The organism is Pseudomonas sp. SWRI18, from assembly GCF_014268345.1.
GTDB lineage: Bacteria > Pseudomonadota > Gammaproteobacteria > Pseudomonadales > Pseudomonadaceae > Aquipseudomonas > Aquipseudomonas cedrina.
Window position 1 is genome coordinate 29,973 of record NZ_JACCQQ010000019.1, and the last position, 18,004, is coordinate 47,976.

Annotated in this window: 17 protein-coding genes; 10 read left to right on the forward strand and 7 right to left on the reverse strand. The window is 61.4% G+C overall.

Going from position 1 to position 18,004, the window contains the following annotated elements; translation table 11 throughout:
* The first annotated feature begins 82 nt into the window (after positions 1 to 82).
* On the forward strand, positions 83 to 832 hold the full coding sequence (locus H0Z09_RS19715) for a TSUP family transporter (protein ID WP_186692754.1): 750 nt from the start codon (positions 83 to 85) through the stop codon (positions 830 to 832).
* Here H0Z09_RS19715 and H0Z09_RS19720 read toward each other — a convergent pair.
* A complete protein-coding gene (locus H0Z09_RS19720) occupies positions 822 to 1,703 on the reverse strand; it encodes a LysR family transcriptional regulator (protein WP_186692756.1) in 882 nt (293 codons plus the stop codon). The two genes, H0Z09_RS19715 and H0Z09_RS19720, sit on opposite strands and share 11 nt — an antisense overlap.
* 70 nt (positions 1,704 to 1,773) lie before the next feature.
* Between H0Z09_RS19720 and H0Z09_RS19725 the strand changes: the two genes are divergently transcribed.
* Positions 1,774 to 1,980 (forward strand): DUF1127 domain-containing protein, encoded by a 207-nt coding sequence (locus H0Z09_RS19725; RefSeq protein ID WP_238340281.1) that lies wholly within the window; start codon positions 1,774 to 1,776, stop codon positions 1,978 to 1,980.
* A gap of 45 nt (positions 1,981 to 2,025) precedes the next feature.
* Positions 2,026 to 3,255: a winged helix-turn-helix domain-containing protein gene (locus H0Z09_RS19730; protein ID WP_186692760.1), complete on the forward strand. Its 1,230-nt coding sequence runs from the start codon at positions 2,026 to 2,028 to the stop codon at positions 3,253 to 3,255.
* 46 nt (positions 3,256 to 3,301) lie between these two features.
* Here the strand turns inward: H0Z09_RS19730 and H0Z09_RS19735 are convergent, their stop codons facing one another.
* A complete protein-coding gene (locus tag H0Z09_RS19735; RefSeq protein ID WP_076950421.1) occupies positions 3,302 to 4,648 on the reverse strand; it encodes a 3-deoxy-7-phosphoheptulonate synthase class II in 1,347 nt (448 codons plus the stop codon).
* A gap of 124 nt (positions 4,649 to 4,772) precedes the next feature.
* Here H0Z09_RS19735 and H0Z09_RS19740 point away from each other — a divergent pair, with 124 nt between their 5' ends.
* Positions 4,773 to 5,528, forward strand: a complete 756-nt coding sequence (locus tag H0Z09_RS19740; protein ID WP_186692762.1) for a spermidine synthase — start codon at positions 4,773 to 4,775, stop codon at positions 5,526 to 5,528.
* 119 nt (positions 5,529 to 5,647) lie between these two features.
* Here the strand turns inward: H0Z09_RS19740 and H0Z09_RS19745 are convergent, their stop codons facing one another.
* The gene (locus H0Z09_RS19745) at positions 5,648 to 6,439 is read right to left on the reverse strand and encodes a crotonase/enoyl-CoA hydratase family protein (RefSeq protein ID WP_186692764.1); all 792 of its coding nucleotides are present in this window, start codon (positions 6,437 to 6,439) and stop codon (positions 5,648 to 5,650) included.
* Positions 6,440 to 6,863: 424 nt separating this feature from the next.
* Between H0Z09_RS19745 and H0Z09_RS19750 the strand changes: the two genes are divergently transcribed.
* Positions 6,864 to 8,537, forward strand: a complete 1,674-nt coding sequence (locus tag H0Z09_RS19750; RefSeq protein ID WP_186692766.1) for a DEAD/DEAH box helicase — start codon at positions 6,864 to 6,866, stop codon at positions 8,535 to 8,537.
* 203 nt (positions 8,538 to 8,740) lie between these two features.
* On the opposite strand, the gene H0Z09_RS19755 is transcribed toward H0Z09_RS19750, so the two are convergent.
* On the reverse strand, positions 8,741 to 9,508 hold the full coding sequence (locus tag H0Z09_RS19755; RefSeq protein WP_076950425.1) for a class III extradiol ring-cleavage dioxygenase: 768 nt from the start codon (positions 9,506 to 9,508) through the stop codon (positions 8,741 to 8,743).
* 103 nt (positions 9,509 to 9,611) lie between these two features.
* On the opposite strand from H0Z09_RS19755, the gene H0Z09_RS19760 reads away from it, so the two are divergent.
* Complete coding sequence (locus H0Z09_RS19760; protein ID WP_186692768.1) at positions 9,612 to 10,268, forward strand: thiopurine S-methyltransferase; 657 nt, start codon at positions 9,612 to 9,614, stop codon at positions 10,266 to 10,268.
* 125 nt (positions 10,269 to 10,393) lie between these two features.
* On the opposite strand, the gene htpX is transcribed toward H0Z09_RS19760, so the two are convergent.
* Both htpX and H0Z09_RS19770 read right to left on the reverse strand, forming a co-directional pair.
* A complete protein-coding gene (gene htpX / locus H0Z09_RS19765) occupies positions 10,394 to 11,281 on the reverse strand; it encodes a protease HtpX (RefSeq protein WP_076950427.1) in 888 nt (295 codons plus the stop codon).
* A gap of 304 nt (positions 11,282 to 11,585) precedes the next feature.
* Positions 11,586 to 12,797, reverse strand: coding sequence for a pyridoxal phosphate-dependent aminotransferase (locus H0Z09_RS19770; RefSeq protein WP_003209058.1), 1,212 nt, complete (start codon positions 12,795 to 12,797; stop codon positions 11,586 to 11,588).
* A gap of 201 nt (positions 12,798 to 12,998) precedes the next feature.
* On the opposite strand from H0Z09_RS19770, the gene msrB reads away from it, so the two are divergent.
* Entirely contained in the window at positions 12,999 to 13,391 is a 393-nt protein-coding gene (msrB, locus tag H0Z09_RS19775; RefSeq protein ID WP_186692771.1) for a peptide-methionine (R)-S-oxide reductase MsrB, read from the forward strand.
* Between the two features lie 140 nt (positions 13,392 to 13,531).
* A complete protein-coding gene (locus tag H0Z09_RS19780) occupies positions 13,532 to 14,017 on the forward strand; it encodes a glutathione peroxidase (protein ID WP_186692773.1) in 486 nt (161 codons plus the stop codon).
* Between the two features lie 9 nt (positions 14,018 to 14,026).
* Here the strand turns inward: H0Z09_RS19780 and H0Z09_RS19785 are convergent, their stop codons facing one another.
* Positions 14,027 to 16,336, reverse strand: a complete 2,310-nt coding sequence (locus H0Z09_RS19785) for an ATP-binding protein (RefSeq protein ID WP_186692906.1) — start codon at positions 16,334 to 16,336, stop codon at positions 14,027 to 14,029.
* Between the two features lie 166 nt (positions 16,337 to 16,502).
* On the opposite strand from H0Z09_RS19785, the gene H0Z09_RS19790 reads away from it, so the two are divergent.
* Together H0Z09_RS19790 and H0Z09_RS19795 are read left to right on the forward strand one after the other, a co-directional pair.
* A complete protein-coding gene (locus H0Z09_RS19790; protein ID WP_076950430.1) occupies positions 16,503 to 17,393 on the forward strand; it encodes an ATP-binding protein in 891 nt (296 codons plus the stop codon).
* Positions 17,390 to 17,872, forward strand: coding sequence for a GAF domain-containing protein (locus H0Z09_RS19795; RefSeq protein ID WP_076950431.1), 483 nt, complete (start codon positions 17,390 to 17,392; stop codon positions 17,870 to 17,872). Before H0Z09_RS19790 ends, H0Z09_RS19795 begins: the two co-directional genes overlap by 4 nt.
* The last annotated feature ends 132 nt before the right edge of the window (positions 17,873 to 18,004 follow it).

The window sequence follows — 18,004 nt, forward strand, 5'->3', positions numbered from 1 at the left end:
CAGCCATTGTGCGTTGCTGTGCCTTTGCGCGCCATAGCCGACTGCGTAGCATGCAAGGCTTGGGATTGGGGAGTAACGCGCGGTGTTGGATTTGATGATTTATCTGCTCTTGGGCGCGGCCCTTGGCACGGTGGGCGGCCTGTTCGGCATTGGGGGTGGGCTGATAGCGATTCCGGTGCTGGGCGTGTTGTTCGGCCTGGATCAGCAACTGGCCCAAGGCACGGCGCTGGTGATGGTGGTGCCTAACGTGATGCTGGCGTTGTGGCGCTATCACCAGCGCAACCGTATCGAACTGCGCCATGCGCTGCCCTTAGGCGTCATGGGGTTCGTGTTTGCCTGGCTCGGCTCGATCTGGGCGGTAGGCCTGGACGCGGGCGCCATGCGCATCGGCTTTATCGCCTTCCTGCTGGCGCTTGGCGCCTACAACCTGCTGCGCATGTTCACGCGCAATGCGCCGCCGACCGCGCAGATGCGTTATTCCTGGCCGTGGCTCGGGGTGCTAGGTGCTGCTTCGGGGTCCATGGGCGGTTTGTTCGGCGTTGGCGGGGCGGTGGTGGCGACGCCGGTGCTCACCGGCCTGTTCGGCACAACCCAGGTGGTGGCCCAAGGCCTGTCGTTGGCCCTGGCATTGCCCAGCACGGGCGTGACATTGGTCACCTACGCCTGGCACCAGGAAGTGGACTGGCTGATCGGCGTGCCGTTGGCCGTCGGCGGTCTGCTCAGTATCAGTTGGGGGGTGAAGGTCGCCCATGCGCTGCCGGAGCGCGTGTTGCGCGGCCTGTTCTGCGGCTTTCTGGCGGTGTGCGCGGTGATGCTGACCTTTAAAGTTTGAAACCTTCGAGAATGTACTCGGCCAGGCATTCGGTGATGGGCGAGCTCATCGCCGGGTTGCGCAGCAGTCGAAGATTCATCGACGGCAGGGGCGGAAAGCCGTCTTCGCGGCCCAGTACGCGCAGGTCTTCGGTCACCAGGCTTTCCATGCTGGCCATCACCGCCAGGCCGGAACTCACCACGGCCTGGATCGCCGCCACATTGGAGCTGTGGTAGGCAAGCCGGTACTCGCGCCCGGCCGCGTCCAGCGCCGCGCAGGTCCACTGGGTACAAAAAGCGTCGACGCCGGAAACCGCCAGCGGCAGGGCCTCGTGTTCGTCCGCGCAAAAACTCGGAGCTGCCACCCACACCAAGGGCTCGGTGCGCAGCAACTCGCCGATCTCAGTGCCGGGCTCGCGGCTGATGACGGTCAGCGCCAGGTCCCGACGTTGCATCAGCACCGTCGAGGCCTCGCAGTGCATTTCGATCTGGATCAGCGGGTACGCCTGGGAGAACCGCTTGAGAATCCCCGGCAGGAAGCGCATCACGTAATCGTCCGGCGTGCCGATGCGCACCAATCCGACCATGTGCGGTTCGCGCAGGGTATTGAACACCTCACTGTGCAGTTTCAGGATACGGCGTGCGTACCCCAACAGCACCTGGCCCTCGGGCGTCAGCCGCACTTGCCGCCCATCACGCTCGAACAACTTGCGCTGCAACACGTCTTCCTCCAGGCGCTTCATCTGCATGCTCACCGCCGATTGGGTGCGGTTGACCGCTTCGCCCGCGCGGGTAAAACCGCCCTGGTCAGCGATGGCGACGAAGGTGCGCAGTACTTCAGTGTCGATGCTCGGGTAACCTGGCAATTGATCAATCTCCGAGATGTATTGCATAAGAAACATTCGTTGGATTGATCATAAGGCCAGGCACACACTCGCGTCATCCCCAATGGAGGGCGAGAAGATGAAAGGGCAAAAAGGTTTTGTGTTGATGGCAAAACGTCCGTTTTCCGGAATGTTCCAGCGCATGGCGCGTTGGCAGGCGCTGCATGAAGAGCGCCAGCTGCTGGCGAGCTTGAGCGACGACGCACTTAAAGACATCGGGCTCAATCGCGGTGACGTGGAGCAGGACCGTCACCTGCATTTCTGGCAAGACCCGCTGCGAAAATGATCGCCGATGCAGTAGGGTAGTCGGTGCGCCCATACGGAGAACCCCATGCCCGCCGACCTGTGTTTTTCACTCAAGCAAGCGCGACGCATGGCGCTGGCGGCCCAGGGTTTTTCCGGGCGCCAGGCGCCGGCACTGATCAAGGCGGCGCACCTGAACCGGATGATCGAACGCCTGGGCGTGTTGCAGATCGATTCGGTCAACGCGCTGGTGCGCTCGCATTACCTGCCGCTGTTTTCCCGCCTGGGCAGCTACCCCGCGTCGATGCTTGAGCAGGCGGCGTGGAGCCAGGGGCGGCGGCGTTCGTTGTTCGAATACTGGGGGCACGAAGCCTCTCTGCTGCCGATGACGCTCTACCCGTTAATGCGCTGGCGCATGGCGCGGGCGCAGCAGGGGCAGGGCATCTATTCGCAGATGGCGCGTTTTGGTCGCGAGCAACAGGCCACGATTCAGCGGGTTCTACAAACGGTCGAGCAACAGGGCGCGCTGGGCGCCGGCAGCTTGTCGACCCGCCAGGAGCGCGCCGGCCCGTGGTGGGACTGGAGCGACGAGAAACATGCGCTGGAATGGCTGTTTGCCGCCGGCCTGGTCACGGTTGCCGGCCGACGTGGCTTTGAGCGGCTTTATGATTTGCCCGAGCGGGTCATTGCGCGCGATATCCTTCAAGCCCAGGTGACGGAGGCCGAGGCCCAGCGCGGCTTGCTGCTGCACAGCGCCACGGCGTTGGGGGTGGGCACCGAAAAAGACCTGCGCGATTACTTTCGCCTTGAGCCTGGTGACAGCCGCAGTCGCCTCGCCGAGCTGGTGGAAGACGGCCAACTGCAGCTCTGCCAGGTGCAAGGCTGGAAACAACCGGCGTACTGCCTGCCTGATCCGAAAGTGCCGCGCAAAGTGCCGGCCAGCGCCTTGCTGTCGCCGTTCGATTCACTGGTCTGGGAGCGCAGCCGCACCGAACGCCTGTTCGACTTCCGCTACCGCCTGGAGATCTACACCCCGCAGGACAAACGGGTGTACGGCTACTACGTGCTGCCGTTCTTGCACAACGAGCGGATTGCTGCACGCATCGACCTGCGCGCCGAACGTGCCCATGGGCGTTTGGCCGTGCATGCGGTGCACGAGGAGGAGCCGGGGCTGGACGAGGAGGGGATGTTGGCGCTGGCATTGAATCTGCGGCAGATGGCCGATTGGCTGGGGCTTGAGCAGATTCAGCTCAATTGCCAGCGGCCGAGTGCCGACCGGCTGAGAGCGGCAATGATCAACTGGGATACTGGCCTCTAGATTCGCCCCCGCTCCCACATTTAGCCCGCGTTTCGTCAGCTCAACCTCAGCGCTTGACCTGCTTCAAGGTCTCGGCAATCAGGAACGCCAATTCCAGCGACTGATCGGCATTCATCCGTGGGTCGCAGTGCGTGTGATAGCGGTCCGACAGGCCATCCTCGGTGATCGGCCGCGCGCCGCCGATGCATTCTGTGACGTTCTGCCCGGTCATTTCGATGTGGATACCGCCAGCGTATGTCCCTTCAGCCTGGTGAACCTGGAAGAACTCTTTCACTTCGCCCAGGATCTGCGCAAAGTCACGGGTCTTGTAGCCGCTGCTGGCCTTGATGGTGTTGCCGTGCATCGGGTCCGAGCTCCACAGCACCTGCTTGCCCTCGCGCTGCACGGCGCGGATCAGGCCTGGCAGGTGATCGCCGACTTTGCCCGCGCCCATGCGCGCAATCAGGTTGAGGCGGCCGGGATCGTTGTCCGGGTTGAGGATGTCGATCAGGCGGATCAGGTCGTCCGGGTTCATGCTCGGGCCGACCTTGACCCCGATCGGGTTGTTCACCCCGCGCAGGAACTCGACATGGGCACCGTCCAGCTGACGGGTGCGGTCGCCGATCCACAGCATGTGGGCCGAGCAGTCGTAGTAGTCGTTGGTCAGGCTGTCGCGGCGCACGAAGGCTTGCTCATAGTTGAGCAGCAGCGCTTCGTGGGCGGTGAAGAAGCTGGTTTCGCGCAGTTGCGGCGAGCTGTCCATGCCGCAGGCGCGCATGAACGCCAGGGTTTCGTCGATGCGGTCGGCCAGTTGGCTGTACTTCTCGGCCAGTGCGGAGTTGGCGATAAAGTCCAGGTTCCACTTGTGCACTTGATGCAGGTCGGCAAACCCGCCCTGGGCAAAAGCACGCAGCAGGTTCAGGGTGGCGGTGGACTGGTGGTAGGACTGCAACAGGCGGTCCGGGTCCGGCACACGGCTTTTTTCGTCGAAGCCGATGCCATTGACGATATCGCCACGGTAGGCGGGCAGGGTGATGCCGTCGATGGTTTCGTCGTTGGCCGAACGCGGCTTGGCGAACTGGCCGGCCATGCGCCCGACTTTTACCACCGGGCAACCGGCGGCGAAGGTCATCACAATGGCCATCTGCAGCAGCACCTTGAAGGTGTCGCGGATTTTCGCGGCGGAGAACTCGGCAAAGCTTTCGGCGCAGTCGCCGCCTTGCAACAGGAACGCACGCCCTTGGGTGACCTCGGCAAACTGGCGACGCAACTCGCGGGCTTCCCCGGCAAACACCAGCGGTGGGTAGCTGGCCAGGCTTTGCTCTACCTGCAGCAAGTGCGCAGCGTCCGGGTACTGGGGTTGTTGCTGGATCGGCAGGGCGCGCCAGCTGTCGGGGCTCCAGGGTTGGCTCATCATGAACTCGATTGGTTGATTGACGGTCGGGTGCCAATGTTATCAGCAATTAGTGCGTGACCTGCTGCCGCCGCTTGGCCGACAATCGCGCCTTTGCCCTGCCGCGAACCCGTTAGGAGTAGTGATGACCGAGGAGCGTGTCGAGCGCCTGCTCGCCGAAGTCCATGATGACTTCGGCATGATCCGTGTGCTCGAAGTGGCCGATTACCGGTTTCTCGAGTTCGGCGACGCCATCGAGCAAAGCTGCGTATTTACCGCTGACCCGAGCTGGCTGGAGTACGACTATACCCGCGCGATGCTGATTGGCGCGTTGGCCCATGAGCAGCCGGAGAGCGCGCTGTTCCTCGGCTTGGGCGCCGGCACCCTGACCCAGGCGTGCCTGAAGTTCCTGCCACTGGAAGATGTCGAAGCGATCGAGCTGCGCCCCGATGTACCGCGCCTGGCGATTGAATACCTGGGGCTGGACGATGATCCGCGGCTGTATATCCGCATCGGCGACGCCCTGCAATTGCTGGAGAGCGCCGAGCCGGCCGACCTGATTTTCGTCGACCTCTATACCGACGTCGGCCCTGGCGTCGGCCACCTGGCCTGGACCTTCCTGGAAAACTGCCAGAAGAAACTCAACCCCGGCGGCTGGCTGGTGATCAACCAGTGGGCCACCGACGATGGCAAACCCCTGGGCGCAGCGTTGTTGCGTGGCTTGTACCACCGGCATTACTGGGAGCTGCCGGTGAAGGAGGGCAATGTGATTTTGCTGGTGCCTGCGGAGCTGGATCAGGAGCTGGAGCTGGATGGGCTGTCTGCCAGGGCGCAAGGGCTGGCGCCGCGCCTGGGGTATTCGTTGCAGGCGTTGATCAAGGCCATACGCCCGGCGACTTAGGCGCCTGTGCCGACGCCTTCGCGAGCAAGCCCGCTCCCACATTTGGACCTTATTCCTACAGGTTAAATGCGGGCTTGCTCGCGAAGAGGCCATCACCGCCGACGGCTGATTCAGGGTATTCAAATCCCCTTGAACACCCCCGGCCGCTTCTCGATCATCGCCCGCACACCCTCCCTGGCATCCTCGCTGTTGAACAGTTTATCCACCATCGTCTGCAACCCGGCCGTCGCAACGGCTTCACCTTCCAGGCGCGCCAACCGCGCCGACATCAATGTGGCCTGCACACCCAGCGGCGCCTGCCGCGCGATGCGGTTGGCCAGTTCGACGGCGCGCGGTAGCAAGTCTTCGCTGGCCATCACTTCCTGCACCAGGCCCAGACGCAGGGCTTCATGGGCGTCGAACTCGTCGCCGGTCAGCAACCAGCGCATGGCATTGCCCCAGCCGGCGATCTGATGAAAGCGCAACGTCGCGCCGCCAAACGGGAAAATCCCGCGCTGTACTTCCATCTGTGCAAAGCGCGTATTGCTCGCGCAAAGATTGATGTCCGCCGCCAGCATCAGCTCGATACCGAGGGTCAGGCAGTAACCCTGGGCCGCGACGATCACCGGCTTGCTCACGCGTGGGCCGCTGAACACGCCCCAGGGATCACAGCCTCCCAAGGGTGGCTGCCAGCCACCGGCCATCACACCGCTGACGTTGGCCAGGTCCAGCCCCGCGGTAAAATGATCGCCGTGGGCGAACACAACCGCCACCCGCGCTTCGGTATTTCGATCAAATTCGCCATACGCCAGGCTCAGCTCATTGAGCAGATCCAGGTCAAAAGCGTTGCGTTTGGCCGGCCGGTCCAGCCCCAGCAACAGGACATGGCCCTGGAGTTCACGGCTGACGCGGCTGCTGCTGGCTTGATTCATCGAGTGTGCCCTCGGGCGCGGGGAAGGGTTTCAGACCAAAGGGCCGGAAAAATTCAGGTGAACCGTTTAAGCGTCAGACCCAGCAGGGCCGGGCCTGTGAAAAATAGACCCTGGCGGTGTTATCTGCAAAGGCTTTGACGCAGCAGGGTTTATCCGCAATTTTCGATAAAAAAAGCTCCCTTTTTCAGCTATTTCCGGTATAGTGCGCGCCGGCCTTTAACCGGGCCGCGTTTAGGTAGCGCAATTCCCCGAAGTCAGCTTCGGCTGCACGTCCGCACAGCGGACTCTCCCTTGACGAATCTTTTTCATTCATTCGTTTTCGCAAATCCCCGCCGACAAAGCAGCCAGGGCGACTCTTGAGTCTCAACACGGCATGCGCAGCTTTGGAGCATGGGTCTTTGCGGATGCACTTAGAGGCAGACCCATGACCCAGGAAACCGGCGGCTTCGCCGCTTTTAATCTTAACCCGAACATTCTTGCAGCCGTCATCGCGACCGGCTACGAAGAACCTTCGGCGATTCAGCAGCAATCGATCCCGATCATCATGGCCGGCCAGGACATGATTGGCCAGGCGCAAACCGGTACTGGTAAAACCGCTGCGTTCGCGCTGCCTATCCTGCACTGCATCGATCCTGCCAAGCGCGAACCGCAAGCCCTGATCCTGGCGCCAACGCGTGAGTTGGCGCTGCAAGTAGCAACCGCTTTTGAAACCTACGCCAAGCAAATGCCAGGCGTAACTGTCGTGGCCGTCTACGGCGGCGCGCCGATGGGCCCGCAACTCAAGGCAATCCGTAATGGCGCACAGATCGTTGTCGCCACCCCGGGCCGCCTGTGCGACCACCTGCGTCGTGACGAGAAAGTCCTGTCGACCGTGAACCACCTGGTTCTGGACGAAGCTGACGAAATGTTGAAGCTGGGCTTCATGGATGACCTGGAAGTCATCTTCAAGGCACTGCCACCGACCCGTCAGACCGTGCTGTTCTCGGCCACCCTGCCACAGTCGATCCGCGCCATTGCCGAACGCCACCTGCGCGATCCGCAACACGTGAAGATCCAGACCAAGACCCAGACCGTTACCGCGATCGAGCAGGCTCACCTGTTGGTTCACGCTGACCAGAAGACCTCGGCTGTATTGAGCCTGCTGGAAGTCGAAGACTTCGACGCCCTGATCATGTTCGTGCGCACCAAGCAAGCGACCCTGGACCTGGCCAGTGCCCTGGAAGCCAAAGGCTACAAAGCCGCTGCGCTGAACGGTGACATCGCCCAGAACCAGCGTGAGCGCGTCATCGAGTCCCTCAAGGATGGCCGCCTGGACATCGTTGTGGCGACCGACGTTGCTGCCCGTGGCCTCGACGTTCCACGTATCACTCACGTGTTCAACGTTGACATGCCTTACGATCCGGAATCCTACGTTCACCGTATCGGCCGTACCGGCCGTGCCGGTCGCGAAGGTCGTGCACTGCTGCTGGTGACTCCACGTGAGCGCCGCATGCTGCAGGTGATCGAGCGTGTAACCGGTCAGAAAGTTGCCGAAGTCCGCCTGCCGGATGCCCAGGCCGTTCTCGATGCCCGCATCAAGAAACTGACCAACAGCCTGTCGCCGCTGGTGGCTGACGCTGAATCGACCCACGGCGACCTGCTGGACCGCCTGACGGCCGATATCGGTTGCACCCCGCGTGCCCTGGCCGCAGCCCTGCTGCGTAAAGCCACCAACGGTCAGGCCCTGACCCTGGCAGCCATCGAGAAAGAACGCCCACTGGTACCGAACAACGCGCCACGCGGTGATCGTCCAGAGCGTACTGGCGACCGTCCAGACCGTGGTGATCGTGAGCGTCGCGCTCCGGTTCCATTAGCCGAAGGCCGTGCGCGTTGCCGTACCGCGCTGGGCGCGCGTGACGGTATCGCTGCCAAGAACCTGCTGGGCGCTATCCTCAACGAGGGTGGCCTGGCACGTGAAGCCATCGGTCGCATCCAGGTCCGTGACAGCTTCTCCCTGGTGGAGCTGCCGGAAGACGGTCTGGAAAAACTGCTGACCAAGCTCAAAGATACACGCGTTGCCGGTAAGCAACTGAAGCTGCGTCGCTACCGCGAAGATTGATCCGCCCTTGGGCTGATTGATCGCACATAAAAAATCCCCGACTGGTTCGGGGATTTTTTTCACCTTGGATTTACTGCAAGTTCGGATCAGCACCTGATCCAATGTGGGAGCGGGCTTGCTCGCGAATGTGGTGTGTCAGTCACAGATGTTTTAACTGAACCACCGCATTCGAGAGCAAGCCCGCCCCCACATTTAAAGCAGCGTCAGCCGAAGCGGTAGATATCCATCCCCAGCGCACCCAGGGTGAACCCTTGGTGCGCCACGCTGAAATCACCCCCCGCGCCTCGCGCAAAGTACAACGGCAACAGATGCTCATCCGTTGGATGACTGCGCACGGCATTCGGTGCCTGACGACGATAATCGTGCAAGGCGGCTTCATCATCGGCTGCCAGTTTATCCACCACCCAATCCCGGAAATCCCGTGCCCAGGGCTCGATGCTCTCAGGTCCTGCGTGCCAGTCCAGCTCGCCCAGGTTGTGGGTGATGCTGCCCGAGCCGATCAGCAGCACATCGCGCTCGCGCAGGCCGGCGAGCGCATGTCCGACCCGAGTCTGCAGCGCCGGGCCCATGCGGCTGGGCAGGGATACCTGTACTACCGGGATATCCGCCGCCGGGTACATCAACGACAGTGGCACCCATACGCCATGGTCAAAGGGGCGGCGCTCGTCGATACGCGCATCCAGGCCGTCGGCCTGCAGCCACTCGACAATCTCACCGGCCAATTGCGGATCGCCCGGTGCCGGGTACTGCACGGCAAACAATTCACGCGGGAAACCGCCGAAGTCATGCCAGGTTTGCGGCGCGGCGCTGCCGCTGACCAGGAGTTCCTGGCTTTCCCAGTGCGCCGACACCACCACGATTGCCTTCGGTCGTGGCATTCCTGCGGCCAGCCGCTGGAGGGCCGGGCCGCTGGCGCCGGGTTGCAGGGCGAGCATGGGCGAACCGTGGGAGATAAACAGGCTGGGGAGCATAAGAGGGGTCCTGAGCGTTAACATGGGCTCATCTTCAATCAGTTCATCAATCAAAATCTAATATAAGTTTTAACGCCTTTTCATCGAATTTTCGGGGTGATCCATGGAACCAGAGTTTTGGCGGGAGCGCTGGGCGCGCGATCAGATCGGCTTTCATCTGCCTGAGGTCAACCCTTATTTGCAGCGGCACTGGCCGCAACTGGCGCTCGCCGAAGGCGCCCAGGTACTGGTGCCCTTGTGCGGCAAAAGCCTGGACTTGATGTGGTTGGCCAGCCATCGGCTGCGGGTATTGGGCGTGGAGCTGTCGCAGCAGGCCGTGGAGGCGTTTTTCAATGAGCAGAACCTTACGCCGCGTATCACCGAGCGGGGCGCCTTCAAGGTGTATCAGGCTGATCTGATCGAAGTGTGGTGCGGCGACTTCTTTGCCATGGGTGCCGAGGCGTTGGCCGATTGCGCTGCGTTGTATGACCGCGCCGCACTGATCGCCTTGCCGCCATTGATGCGTGCGCGATACGCCGAGCACCTGAACCGCCTGTTGCCCCCAGGCTGCAAGGGATTGCTGGTCACCCTTGATTACGACCAGGCGCAAAAAGCCGGGCCGCCGTTTGCGGTGACGGATGATGAGGTGAAGGTGTTGTTTGGTTCGCACTGGCGCTTGGACGTGCTGGAAGAGCAAGACATCCTAGGGGAGAGCTGGAAGTTTGTGCAGGACGGCGTTACGCGGCTTGATGAGCGGGTGTATCGGCTGACCAGGCGCTGAGCCTGCCGTTGCCATCGCGGGCTTGCCCGCGAAACGTTGGCTCGGCCCTGAAGCTTCATTGCATAGAGCTGTTGTGAACAAAAAAGGGGCGATCAGATCGCCCCTTTCGGTGTTGCTGCCAGCAATCAGCCCCGACGACGCAGTGCGTCGATACGTTCTTCCAGCGGCGGGTGGCTCATGAACAGGCGAGCCATGCCCTGCTTGATACCGCCGTTGATGCCAAAGGCCGTCAGGCTGTCCGGCATGTGCACCGGCAGGCCCTGTTCGGAGCGCAGGTGTTGCAGCGCTGCGATCATCGCACCGGTACCGGCCAGGCGGGCACCGGCTTCGTCTGCGCGGAACTCCCGTTTGCGCGAGAACCACATGGTGATCGCGCTGGCCAGGAAGCCCAGCACCAGCTCGGCGAAGATGGTCGCCACGAAGTAGGCAATGCCGCGGCCACCTTCGTTCTTGAAGATCACCTTGTCGACAAAGTTACCGATGATCCGTGCGAAGAACATCACGAAGGTGTTCACCACGCCCTGGATCAACGCCAGGGTGACCATGTCGCCGTTGGCCACGTGGCCGATCTCGTGGGCCAGCACCGCCTTCACTTCATCGTAGGAGAAACGTTCCAGCATGCCCTGGCTTACCGCAACGAGTGCATCGTTCTTGTTCCAGCCGGTGGCAAAGGCGTTGGCTTCATAGGCCGGGAAGATCCCGACCTCGGGCATCTTGATCCCGGCTTCGCGGGACAATTGCTCGACGGTCTGCAGCAACCATTGCTCATGCCGGGTGCGTGGTTGGGTGATCACCTGGGTGCTGGTGCTCATCTTCGCCATCCATTTGGAGATGAAAAGCGAGAACAGCGAGCCGGCAAAACCAAAGACCGCACAGAAAACCAGCAGCTGATTGAGGTTCAGGTCAACCCCGTTGGCCGCCATGAACCCGTTGAAGCCGAAAAGGCTCAAGGTAATGCTGGCAATCAGCACGACCGCAAGGTTAGTGGCCAAGAACAGCAGGATGCGCATCATGGTTGTAGAGTTCTCCTCATGCTTAATATGTCGCGTACTGCGGGGTATATAAGGTGCGCCATGGGGTGATTCAACCGAGCGACTATTTCAAACTGTGTCCTACAGCCGGAATGAAGAGTCTTGAAGGGCATTTCCGACACGAAAAAGGCGGGGTTATCGCTGCGTCGGTGCGTTGCACCCCAGTAATTACGGGGGCTGGGTGCCGGTTGCCCGGCCAGAAGGTTGCTGCAGTGGCGCCTGGGCAGAGAAGTGTTGCCAGATACGCGCTGTACGACCGATTGCCGTTCGTACAGCGCCATCTGCGCTACTGGCGATAGGACTTGAGGAAGTTGCCGATGCGACCAATGGCCATCTCCAGGTCATCCACGCGCGGCAGCGTCACCACGCGGAAGTGATCCGGCCACGGCCAGTTGAACGCAGTGCCTTGCACGACCAGCAGCTTTTCCGACAGCAACAGGTCGAGCACGAACTTTTCGTCGTTCAGGATCGGGCATACCTTGGGATCGATCCGCGGGAACGCGTACAGCGCGCCCATGGGTTTCACGCAGCTTACGCCCGGAATTGCGTTGAGCAGTTCCCAGGTGCGGTTGCGCTGCTCGAGCAGGCGGCCCTGGGGCAGGACCAGGTCATTGATGCTCTGGTAGCCGCCCAGGGCGGTCTGGATGGCGTGCTGGCTTGGCACGTTGGCACACAGGCGCATGTTGGCCAGCATGTCGATGCCTTCGATGTAGCTCTGGGCGTTGTGCTTGGGGCCGGAGATGGCGATCCAGCCGGAGCGGAAACCCGCCACGCGGTAGGATTTGGACAGGCCGTTGAACGTCAGGCACAGCAGGTCCGGCGCCAGGGAGGCGGTGCAGATGTGCACAGCATCGTCGTAGAGGATCTTGTCGTAGATCTCGTCGGAGAACACCACCAGGTTGTGCTGGCGCGCCAGTTCCAGCATGCCCAGCAACACTTCCCTGGAATACACCGCGCCGGTCGGGTTGTTCGGGTTGATGATCACCAGGGCCTTGGTGTTCGGGGTGATCTTGGCCTTGATGTCGGCCAGGTCCGGGAACCAGTCGGCGCCCTCGTCACACAGGTAGTGCACCGGGTGGCCGCCGGCCAGTGTGACGGCGGCGGTCCACAGCGGATAATCCGGCGCCGGCACCAGCACTTCATCGCCATTATTGAGCAGGGCCTGCATGGACATCACGATCAGCTCGGACACGCCATTGCCCAGGTAGATGTCTTCAATGCCGACACCTTCGACCTGCTTTTGCTGGTAGTACTGCATCACCGCCTTGCGCGCGCTGAACAGGCCCTTCGAATCGCTGTAGCCTTGGGCGGTGGGCAGGTTGCGGATCACGTCCTGGAGGATTTCGTCAGGCGCTTCGAAACCAAAAGGCGCCGGGTTGCCAATGTTCAGCTTGAGGATGCGATGGCCTTCCTCTTCCAGGCGCTTGGCGTGCTTGAGCACTGGGCCGCGAATGTCGTAGCAGACGTTGGCGAGCTTGTTCGATTTGCTGACCTGCATGGCGATGTGATCCTGAAAATGAACGATCCAGACGGTGTGGGCACTACCGTACTGTGAATCCGCCGGGGCCGCCCCCATAAATACGTTTGAATGCCGGTAGCGCGGGTGCCAGACTGGCGTTTTGAAGAGGCGCAATCATACGTGCCACCTGATCCACGGAAAAGATCCAGATCAGGGTTTTTCAGTTGCCGAGGTGTACCGATGGAAAAGTTGCAGAAAACCGTTGAAGAATGGAAGGCGATGCTCGACCCGGAACAGTACAACGTGTGCCGTCTCAAGGGCACCGAGCGACCGTTCAGCGGCAAGTACAACGACACCAGGACGGACGGCGTGTACCACTGCATTTGCTGCAACGAGCCGCTGTTCGACTCCCGTGCCAAGTTTGATTCCGGCTGCGGCTGGCCCAGCTTTTATGAGCCGATCGCCGACAGCGCAATGATCGAGATCCGTGATGTCAGCCACGGCATGATCCGCACCGAAGTCACTTGCGCAAAATGCGACGCGCACCTGGGCCATGTGTTCCCGGACGGTCCGCCACCGACGGGCCTGCGCTATTGCATCAACTCGGTGTGCCTGGACTTCGTCCCGCGCTAGTTATAAGGCTGTAAACCGATCGAAAATGTGGGAGCGGGCTCCCACATTGATATCGCGCCATCATCGCGGTCAATTAAATTGTACTCAATCGAGTTGGCTACTATGTTTCTTCCTCTTTAATCCCTTATCGAGCCACCGCCATGAGCGACAACCTGCTGAGCATCCCTTGCACTACCATCAAAGGTGAGCAAAAGACCTTGGCCGATTTCGCCGGCAAGGCCATCCTGGTGGTCAATACCGCCAGCAAATGTGGCTTCACCCCGCAGTACAAGGGCCTGGAGCAACTCTGGCAGCAGTACAAGGACCAAGGCCTGGTGGTGCTGGGTTTTCCGTGCAATCAGTTCGGCAAGCAAGAGCCGGGTAACGAGGGGGCGATTTCCGAATTCTGCGAATTGAATTTCGGTGTCAGCTTCCCGCTGTTCAAGAAGGTCGACGTGAATGGCGGCGCTGCCCACCCGTTGTTCGTACAGTTGAAAAAACAAGCGCCGGGGCTGCTGGGTTCCAAGGGGATCAAGTGGAATTTCACCAAGTTCCTCATTGGCCGCGACGGCCAGGTGGTCAAGCGCTTTGCCCCGACCACCAAGCCGCAGGACCTCACCCAGGAGATCGAAGCCCTGCTCAAATGAGCCGACAGGTCAGAGACTTGTCGTCTTCGGCACCCACAGCTCCAGCAAGCCGCTGAGTTCCTCACGGCGAAACGGCTTGGCCAGGTAGTCATTCATGCCCGCGGCCCGGCACCGTTCGCGCTCTTCGGACAGCGCGTTGGCGGTCAAGGCGACGATCGGAAGGTCAGGCCAGCGCCCGCTGCGACGGATCTGCCGGCTGGCCTCGTAGCCGTCCATCACCGGCATGTTGCAGTCCATCAACACCAGGTCGAAGCGTTGGTCTTCGAGAAACCTGAGCGCCTCGCCACCGTGGGCGGCCACGATCACTTCACACCCCAGCTTGCTGAGCATGCCCTTGGCCACCAGTTGGTTGACCGGATTGTCTTCCACCAGCAGGATACGGGCCCGGTGTGCCAGTGGCGCGGCTTCTATCTGGATCGGATCAAGGACCCGTCGGGCATCGCTGCGCAAGTTGCGTTCCAGGATCTGATACAGCGCGTTGCGGCTCAATGGGCGCGCCTGTTGCTGTAACGGTGCCAGTGCCGCGACTTCTTCGCTGGGCATGAAATTGCCATAGGCGGTCACCAGCAGGATCGGCGCGCCGATAAAAGGCCGCAGGCGAAACAGGCATTCGGGGCAGTCGGTGATCAGCAGGTCTGGGTTTTGCCCGCTCAGGTCGTCGTCTTGCGTGTAGCAGCGGGGTGTCAGCGCCCAATGCGGCAGCAAGGTAGTGAGCAGTTCGGTCAGCCCGCTGCCGGCATTGGTGATCACGATCACTTCACCCTTGAGCGGTGGCGGTGGTACCGCAGGCAAATGCGTCGCCAACGGCAGGTCGGCGCAGAACTGGCTACCGAAACCCACCTCGGAACTGATGCTCAGCCGGCCCTTCATCGCTTCACACAAGTTGTGCGTCAATGCCAGGCCGAGGCCGGTGCCGCCAAACTGGCGCGTGATGCCGGCGCCGGCCTGGGTGAAGGGCTGGAAGATCTTCACCTGAGCCTCTTGCGCAATGCCGATACCGGTATCGCAGACCTCGATGCGCACCCGGTCATCAAGCGCGCTGAGGCGCACATCCACTCGGCCGAAGCGCGTGAATTTCAGCGCATTGGACAACAGATTGCTGACGATTTGCCGCACACGGGTCGGGTCGCCGAGCACCTGGGCGGGAAACCGCGGGTCGATCAGGCAGGTCAGTTCGACGCTGGGCGCCGCGTTTTGTGACAGCAGGTTGGCGGTGTCTTCCACCAGCGAGCCCAGATCGAAGGGGATGCGCTCCAGCTCCAACTGGCCGGCGTCGAACTTGGACAGGTCGAGAATATCGTTGAGCAATTCCACCAGCACCTTGCCCGAATCATGGGCGATGGACAGTTGCTGGCGCTGTTCGGCATTGAGCGGGCTGTCCAGTGACAGCGCGATCATCCCCAGCAGGCCGTTGAGCGGGGTGCGGATCTCGTGGCTCATATTGGCCAGGAATGCCGCCCGCGCCTGGGCCATGCTTATTGCATGCATCTTTGCCGCTTCCAGTTCGTCGTTGGACTGGCTCAGCCGCTGGTTGCTGGCCTTGAGCTCCAAGGTGCGCGCCGAAACGATGTCTTCCAGTTGCGCCAGGTATTCGGTCAGTCGATCTTCGGCATGACGGCGTTGCTGGATCTCGGTCTCCATGTTTTCGAACTGCTGGTTGGCAACCTTGACCAACACGCCGATTTCGTCGTGTTCGTGGCCAGGCGGGCAATCCAGGCGTGCCTGCTTGCGGTTGCTCAGCTCACGGATAATGCGTACCAGCGGTTGGGTCAGCATCACGTAGAACAAGCCCAGCAGGATGCCGGTCAGCAGCAGGCTGCGCACGAAACCGTTGAGCAGGGTTATCTCGGCACGGCGCAGAAAGCGGCTGCCAAAGGCATAGGTGTCTACGTCCAGGCGCAGGATGCCGAGGGACTCGCCGGGCAGGTGGCTGAGGAACAGGCGGTCTTCAAATCGACGGTTGGCACCAAACAGAAAGTCACTGAGAGGGCGGTAGCTGCTTTCCTGGCGCGGCCGTTCGACATCGGCGAGTACAACGCCGTTATTATCGATTATCTGGGCATGAACGATGGCGGGGGAGTGCAGCAGGCCCAGGGTCAGTTCCTGGGCCAGTTCGGCGTCGATGTTGTAGGCGATGCGTGACGCGGGGTTGTGGCTGATTTCGATCAGCGAGCGAATTTCGCGGTTGATGGATGCGTCTTCGCTGGCATAATCAATGCCGATCTGGATCAGGCTGAGCAAGGTTCCCAAGACGAAACCGACCAGCACCGTCAATCTGGCTTGTTTATAAGACAAGCGGTGGGCGAACTTGATATCCATCGAGTGTTGAACCACTTCACGTTTCCCTTCGCCCGGCAAGCATAGCTGAACATCCACACGCTCTGGCTTGCCCGGCATGAATCGTTTTTTTTTACGCAGCCTTGTGCGGTCTGCCGCAGGGTTGCCAATACGCCATCTTTTGCAAAAACTTGCCAGAGGAATAATCGTGGATTCTCGATTGAGTGCCTTTCTTGAGCGCGCCGATGCAGTGCTCACCCGCCTGGAGCCGTGGTTGCCCGCGCCCCGTCAAGCCATCGACTGGAACCAGTGCCTGGCTGCCCGCTGGCAACGTGAAGGGCGCAATGGTTTCCTGCTACCGCTGGACGTGAGCCTGGACATGCGCCTGTCCGACTTGATCGGTGTCGACAAGCAACGTGAAACATTGGCGCGCAACACCCAGCAATTCATCGATGGCCTACCCGCCAACCATGCGCTGCTATGGGGTTCGCGCGGCACCGGCAAATCCTCCATGGTGCGCGCCTTGCTGGCGCAGCACGCCAAGGCCGGCTTGCGCCTGATCGAAATCGAGCGTGACCACCTGGCCGATCTGCCACGGGTGGTCGAGCAACTGCTCAAGCTGCCGCAGCGTTTTATCCTGTTCTGCGACGACTTGTCATTCGAGGCCGGCGAAGGCGATTACCGCGTGCTCAAGAGCGTGCTCGACGGCTCCCTCGAACAGGCACCGGAAAACGTGCTGCTGTATGCCACTTCCAACCGCCGCCACCTGGTGCCGGAAAACCAGAGCGACAATGACAACTGGAAGCGCGTGGATGGCGAGCTGCACCCCAGCGAAGCGGTGGAAGACAAGATCGCCCTGTCCGACCGTTTTGGCCTATGGCTGTCGTTCTACCCGTTTACTCAGGAGCATTTCCTGGACGTGGTGGAGCACTGGATCGGCGAACTGGCGAACAAGGCCGGCCTGCAATGGCAGCGCGACGACGCCCTCGACATCCTTGCCGTGCGCTGGGCGACCGGACGCGGCAACCGCAACGGCCGTTGCGCGTACCAATTCGCCCGTTACTGGGTGGGCCTCAAATTGCTGGAGCGTCAACCATGATCGACCTGCAAACCGCCGGTACTGGCCTGCAAGGCTATGGCATGCTCTGCGCACAGTTGGAATCGCTGCTGGCCGATGAGCGCGATTTCATCGCCAACAGCGCGCAGTTTTCGGCGTTCCTGTTCAACCAGCTCGACGACTTGAACTGGGCCGGCTTTTACCTCAACCGTAACGAAGAATTGGTGCTCGGACCGTTCCAGGGCCAGATCGCCTGTGTGCGCATTCCCTTCGGCCGCGGGGTATGCGGTGCGGCGGCTGCGTCGCGGCAAACCCAGCGGGTGGAGGATGTGCATGAATTTCCCGGACATATCGCCTGCGACAGTGCGTCGAACAGCGAGTTGGTGGTGCCACTGGTCAAGGACGGCAAACTGATTGGCGTGCTTGACCTCGACAGCCCGTCGCTGGGGCGGTTTACCCTTGAAGATCAGGCCGGTATTGAACAGCTGGCGGCGATTTTCCTGCGTTTGACCGATTGCTGAAGCACGGATATCCACACCCCTGTAGTGAGCGGGCTTGCCCCGCGCTGGGTGGCGAAGCCGCCCCAATCGGAACACCGCATTCTGTCTGAAGGATCGCGGTGAATGGTTTTGGGGCGGCTTCGCCACCCAGCG

What these genes read in the sequence shown, in the direction of transcription:
- H0Z09_RS19720 (WP_186692756.1), bottom strand. Translation starts at nt 1,703, where the DNA reads ATGCAATACATCTCGGAGATTGATCAATTGCCAGGTTACCCGAGCATC.
- H0Z09_RS19725 (WP_238340281.1), top strand. Translation starts at nt 1,774, where the DNA reads ATGAAAGGGCAAAAAGGTTTTGTGTTGATGGCAAAACGTCCGTTTTCC.
- H0Z09_RS19730 (WP_186692760.1), top strand. Translation starts at nt 2,026, where the DNA reads ATGCCCGCCGACCTGTGTTTTTCACTCAAGCAAGCGCGACGCATGGCG.
- H0Z09_RS19735 (WP_076950421.1), bottom strand. Translation starts at nt 4,648, where the DNA reads ATGAGCCAACCCTGGAGCCCCGACAGCTGGCGCGCCCTGCCGATCCAG.
- H0Z09_RS19740 (WP_186692762.1), top strand. Translation starts at nt 4,773, where the DNA reads ATGACCGAGGAGCGTGTCGAGCGCCTGCTCGCCGAAGTCCATGATGAC.
- H0Z09_RS19745 (WP_186692764.1), bottom strand. Translation starts at nt 6,439, where the DNA reads ATGAATCAAGCCAGCAGCAGCCGCGTCAGCCGTGAACTCCAGGGCCAT.
- H0Z09_RS19750 (WP_186692766.1), top strand. Translation starts at nt 6,864, where the DNA reads ATGACCCAGGAAACCGGCGGCTTCGCCGCTTTTAATCTTAACCCGAAC.
- H0Z09_RS19755 (WP_076950425.1), bottom strand. Translation starts at nt 9,508, where the DNA reads ATGCTCCCCAGCCTGTTTATCTCCCACGGTTCGCCCATGCTCGCCCTG.
- H0Z09_RS19760 (WP_186692768.1), top strand. Translation starts at nt 9,612, where the DNA reads ATGGAACCAGAGTTTTGGCGGGAGCGCTGGGCGCGCGATCAGATCGGC.
- htpX (WP_076950427.1), bottom strand. Translation starts at nt 11,281, where the DNA reads ATGATGCGCATCCTGCTGTTCTTGGCCACTAACCTTGCGGTCGTGCTG.
- H0Z09_RS19770 (WP_003209058.1), bottom strand. Translation starts at nt 12,797, where the DNA reads ATGCAGGTCAGCAAATCGAACAAGCTCGCCAACGTCTGCTACGACATT.
- msrB (WP_186692771.1), top strand. Translation starts at nt 12,999, where the DNA reads ATGGAAAAGTTGCAGAAAACCGTTGAAGAATGGAAGGCGATGCTCGAC.
- H0Z09_RS19780 (WP_186692773.1), top strand. Translation starts at nt 13,532, where the DNA reads ATGAGCGACAACCTGCTGAGCATCCCTTGCACTACCATCAAAGGTGAG.
- H0Z09_RS19785 (WP_186692906.1), bottom strand. Translation starts at nt 16,336, where the DNA reads ATGGATATCAAGTTCGCCCACCGCTTGTCTTATAAACAAGCCAGATTG.
- H0Z09_RS19795 (WP_076950431.1), top strand. Translation starts at nt 17,390, where the DNA reads ATGATCGACCTGCAAACCGCCGGTACTGGCCTGCAAGGCTATGGCATG.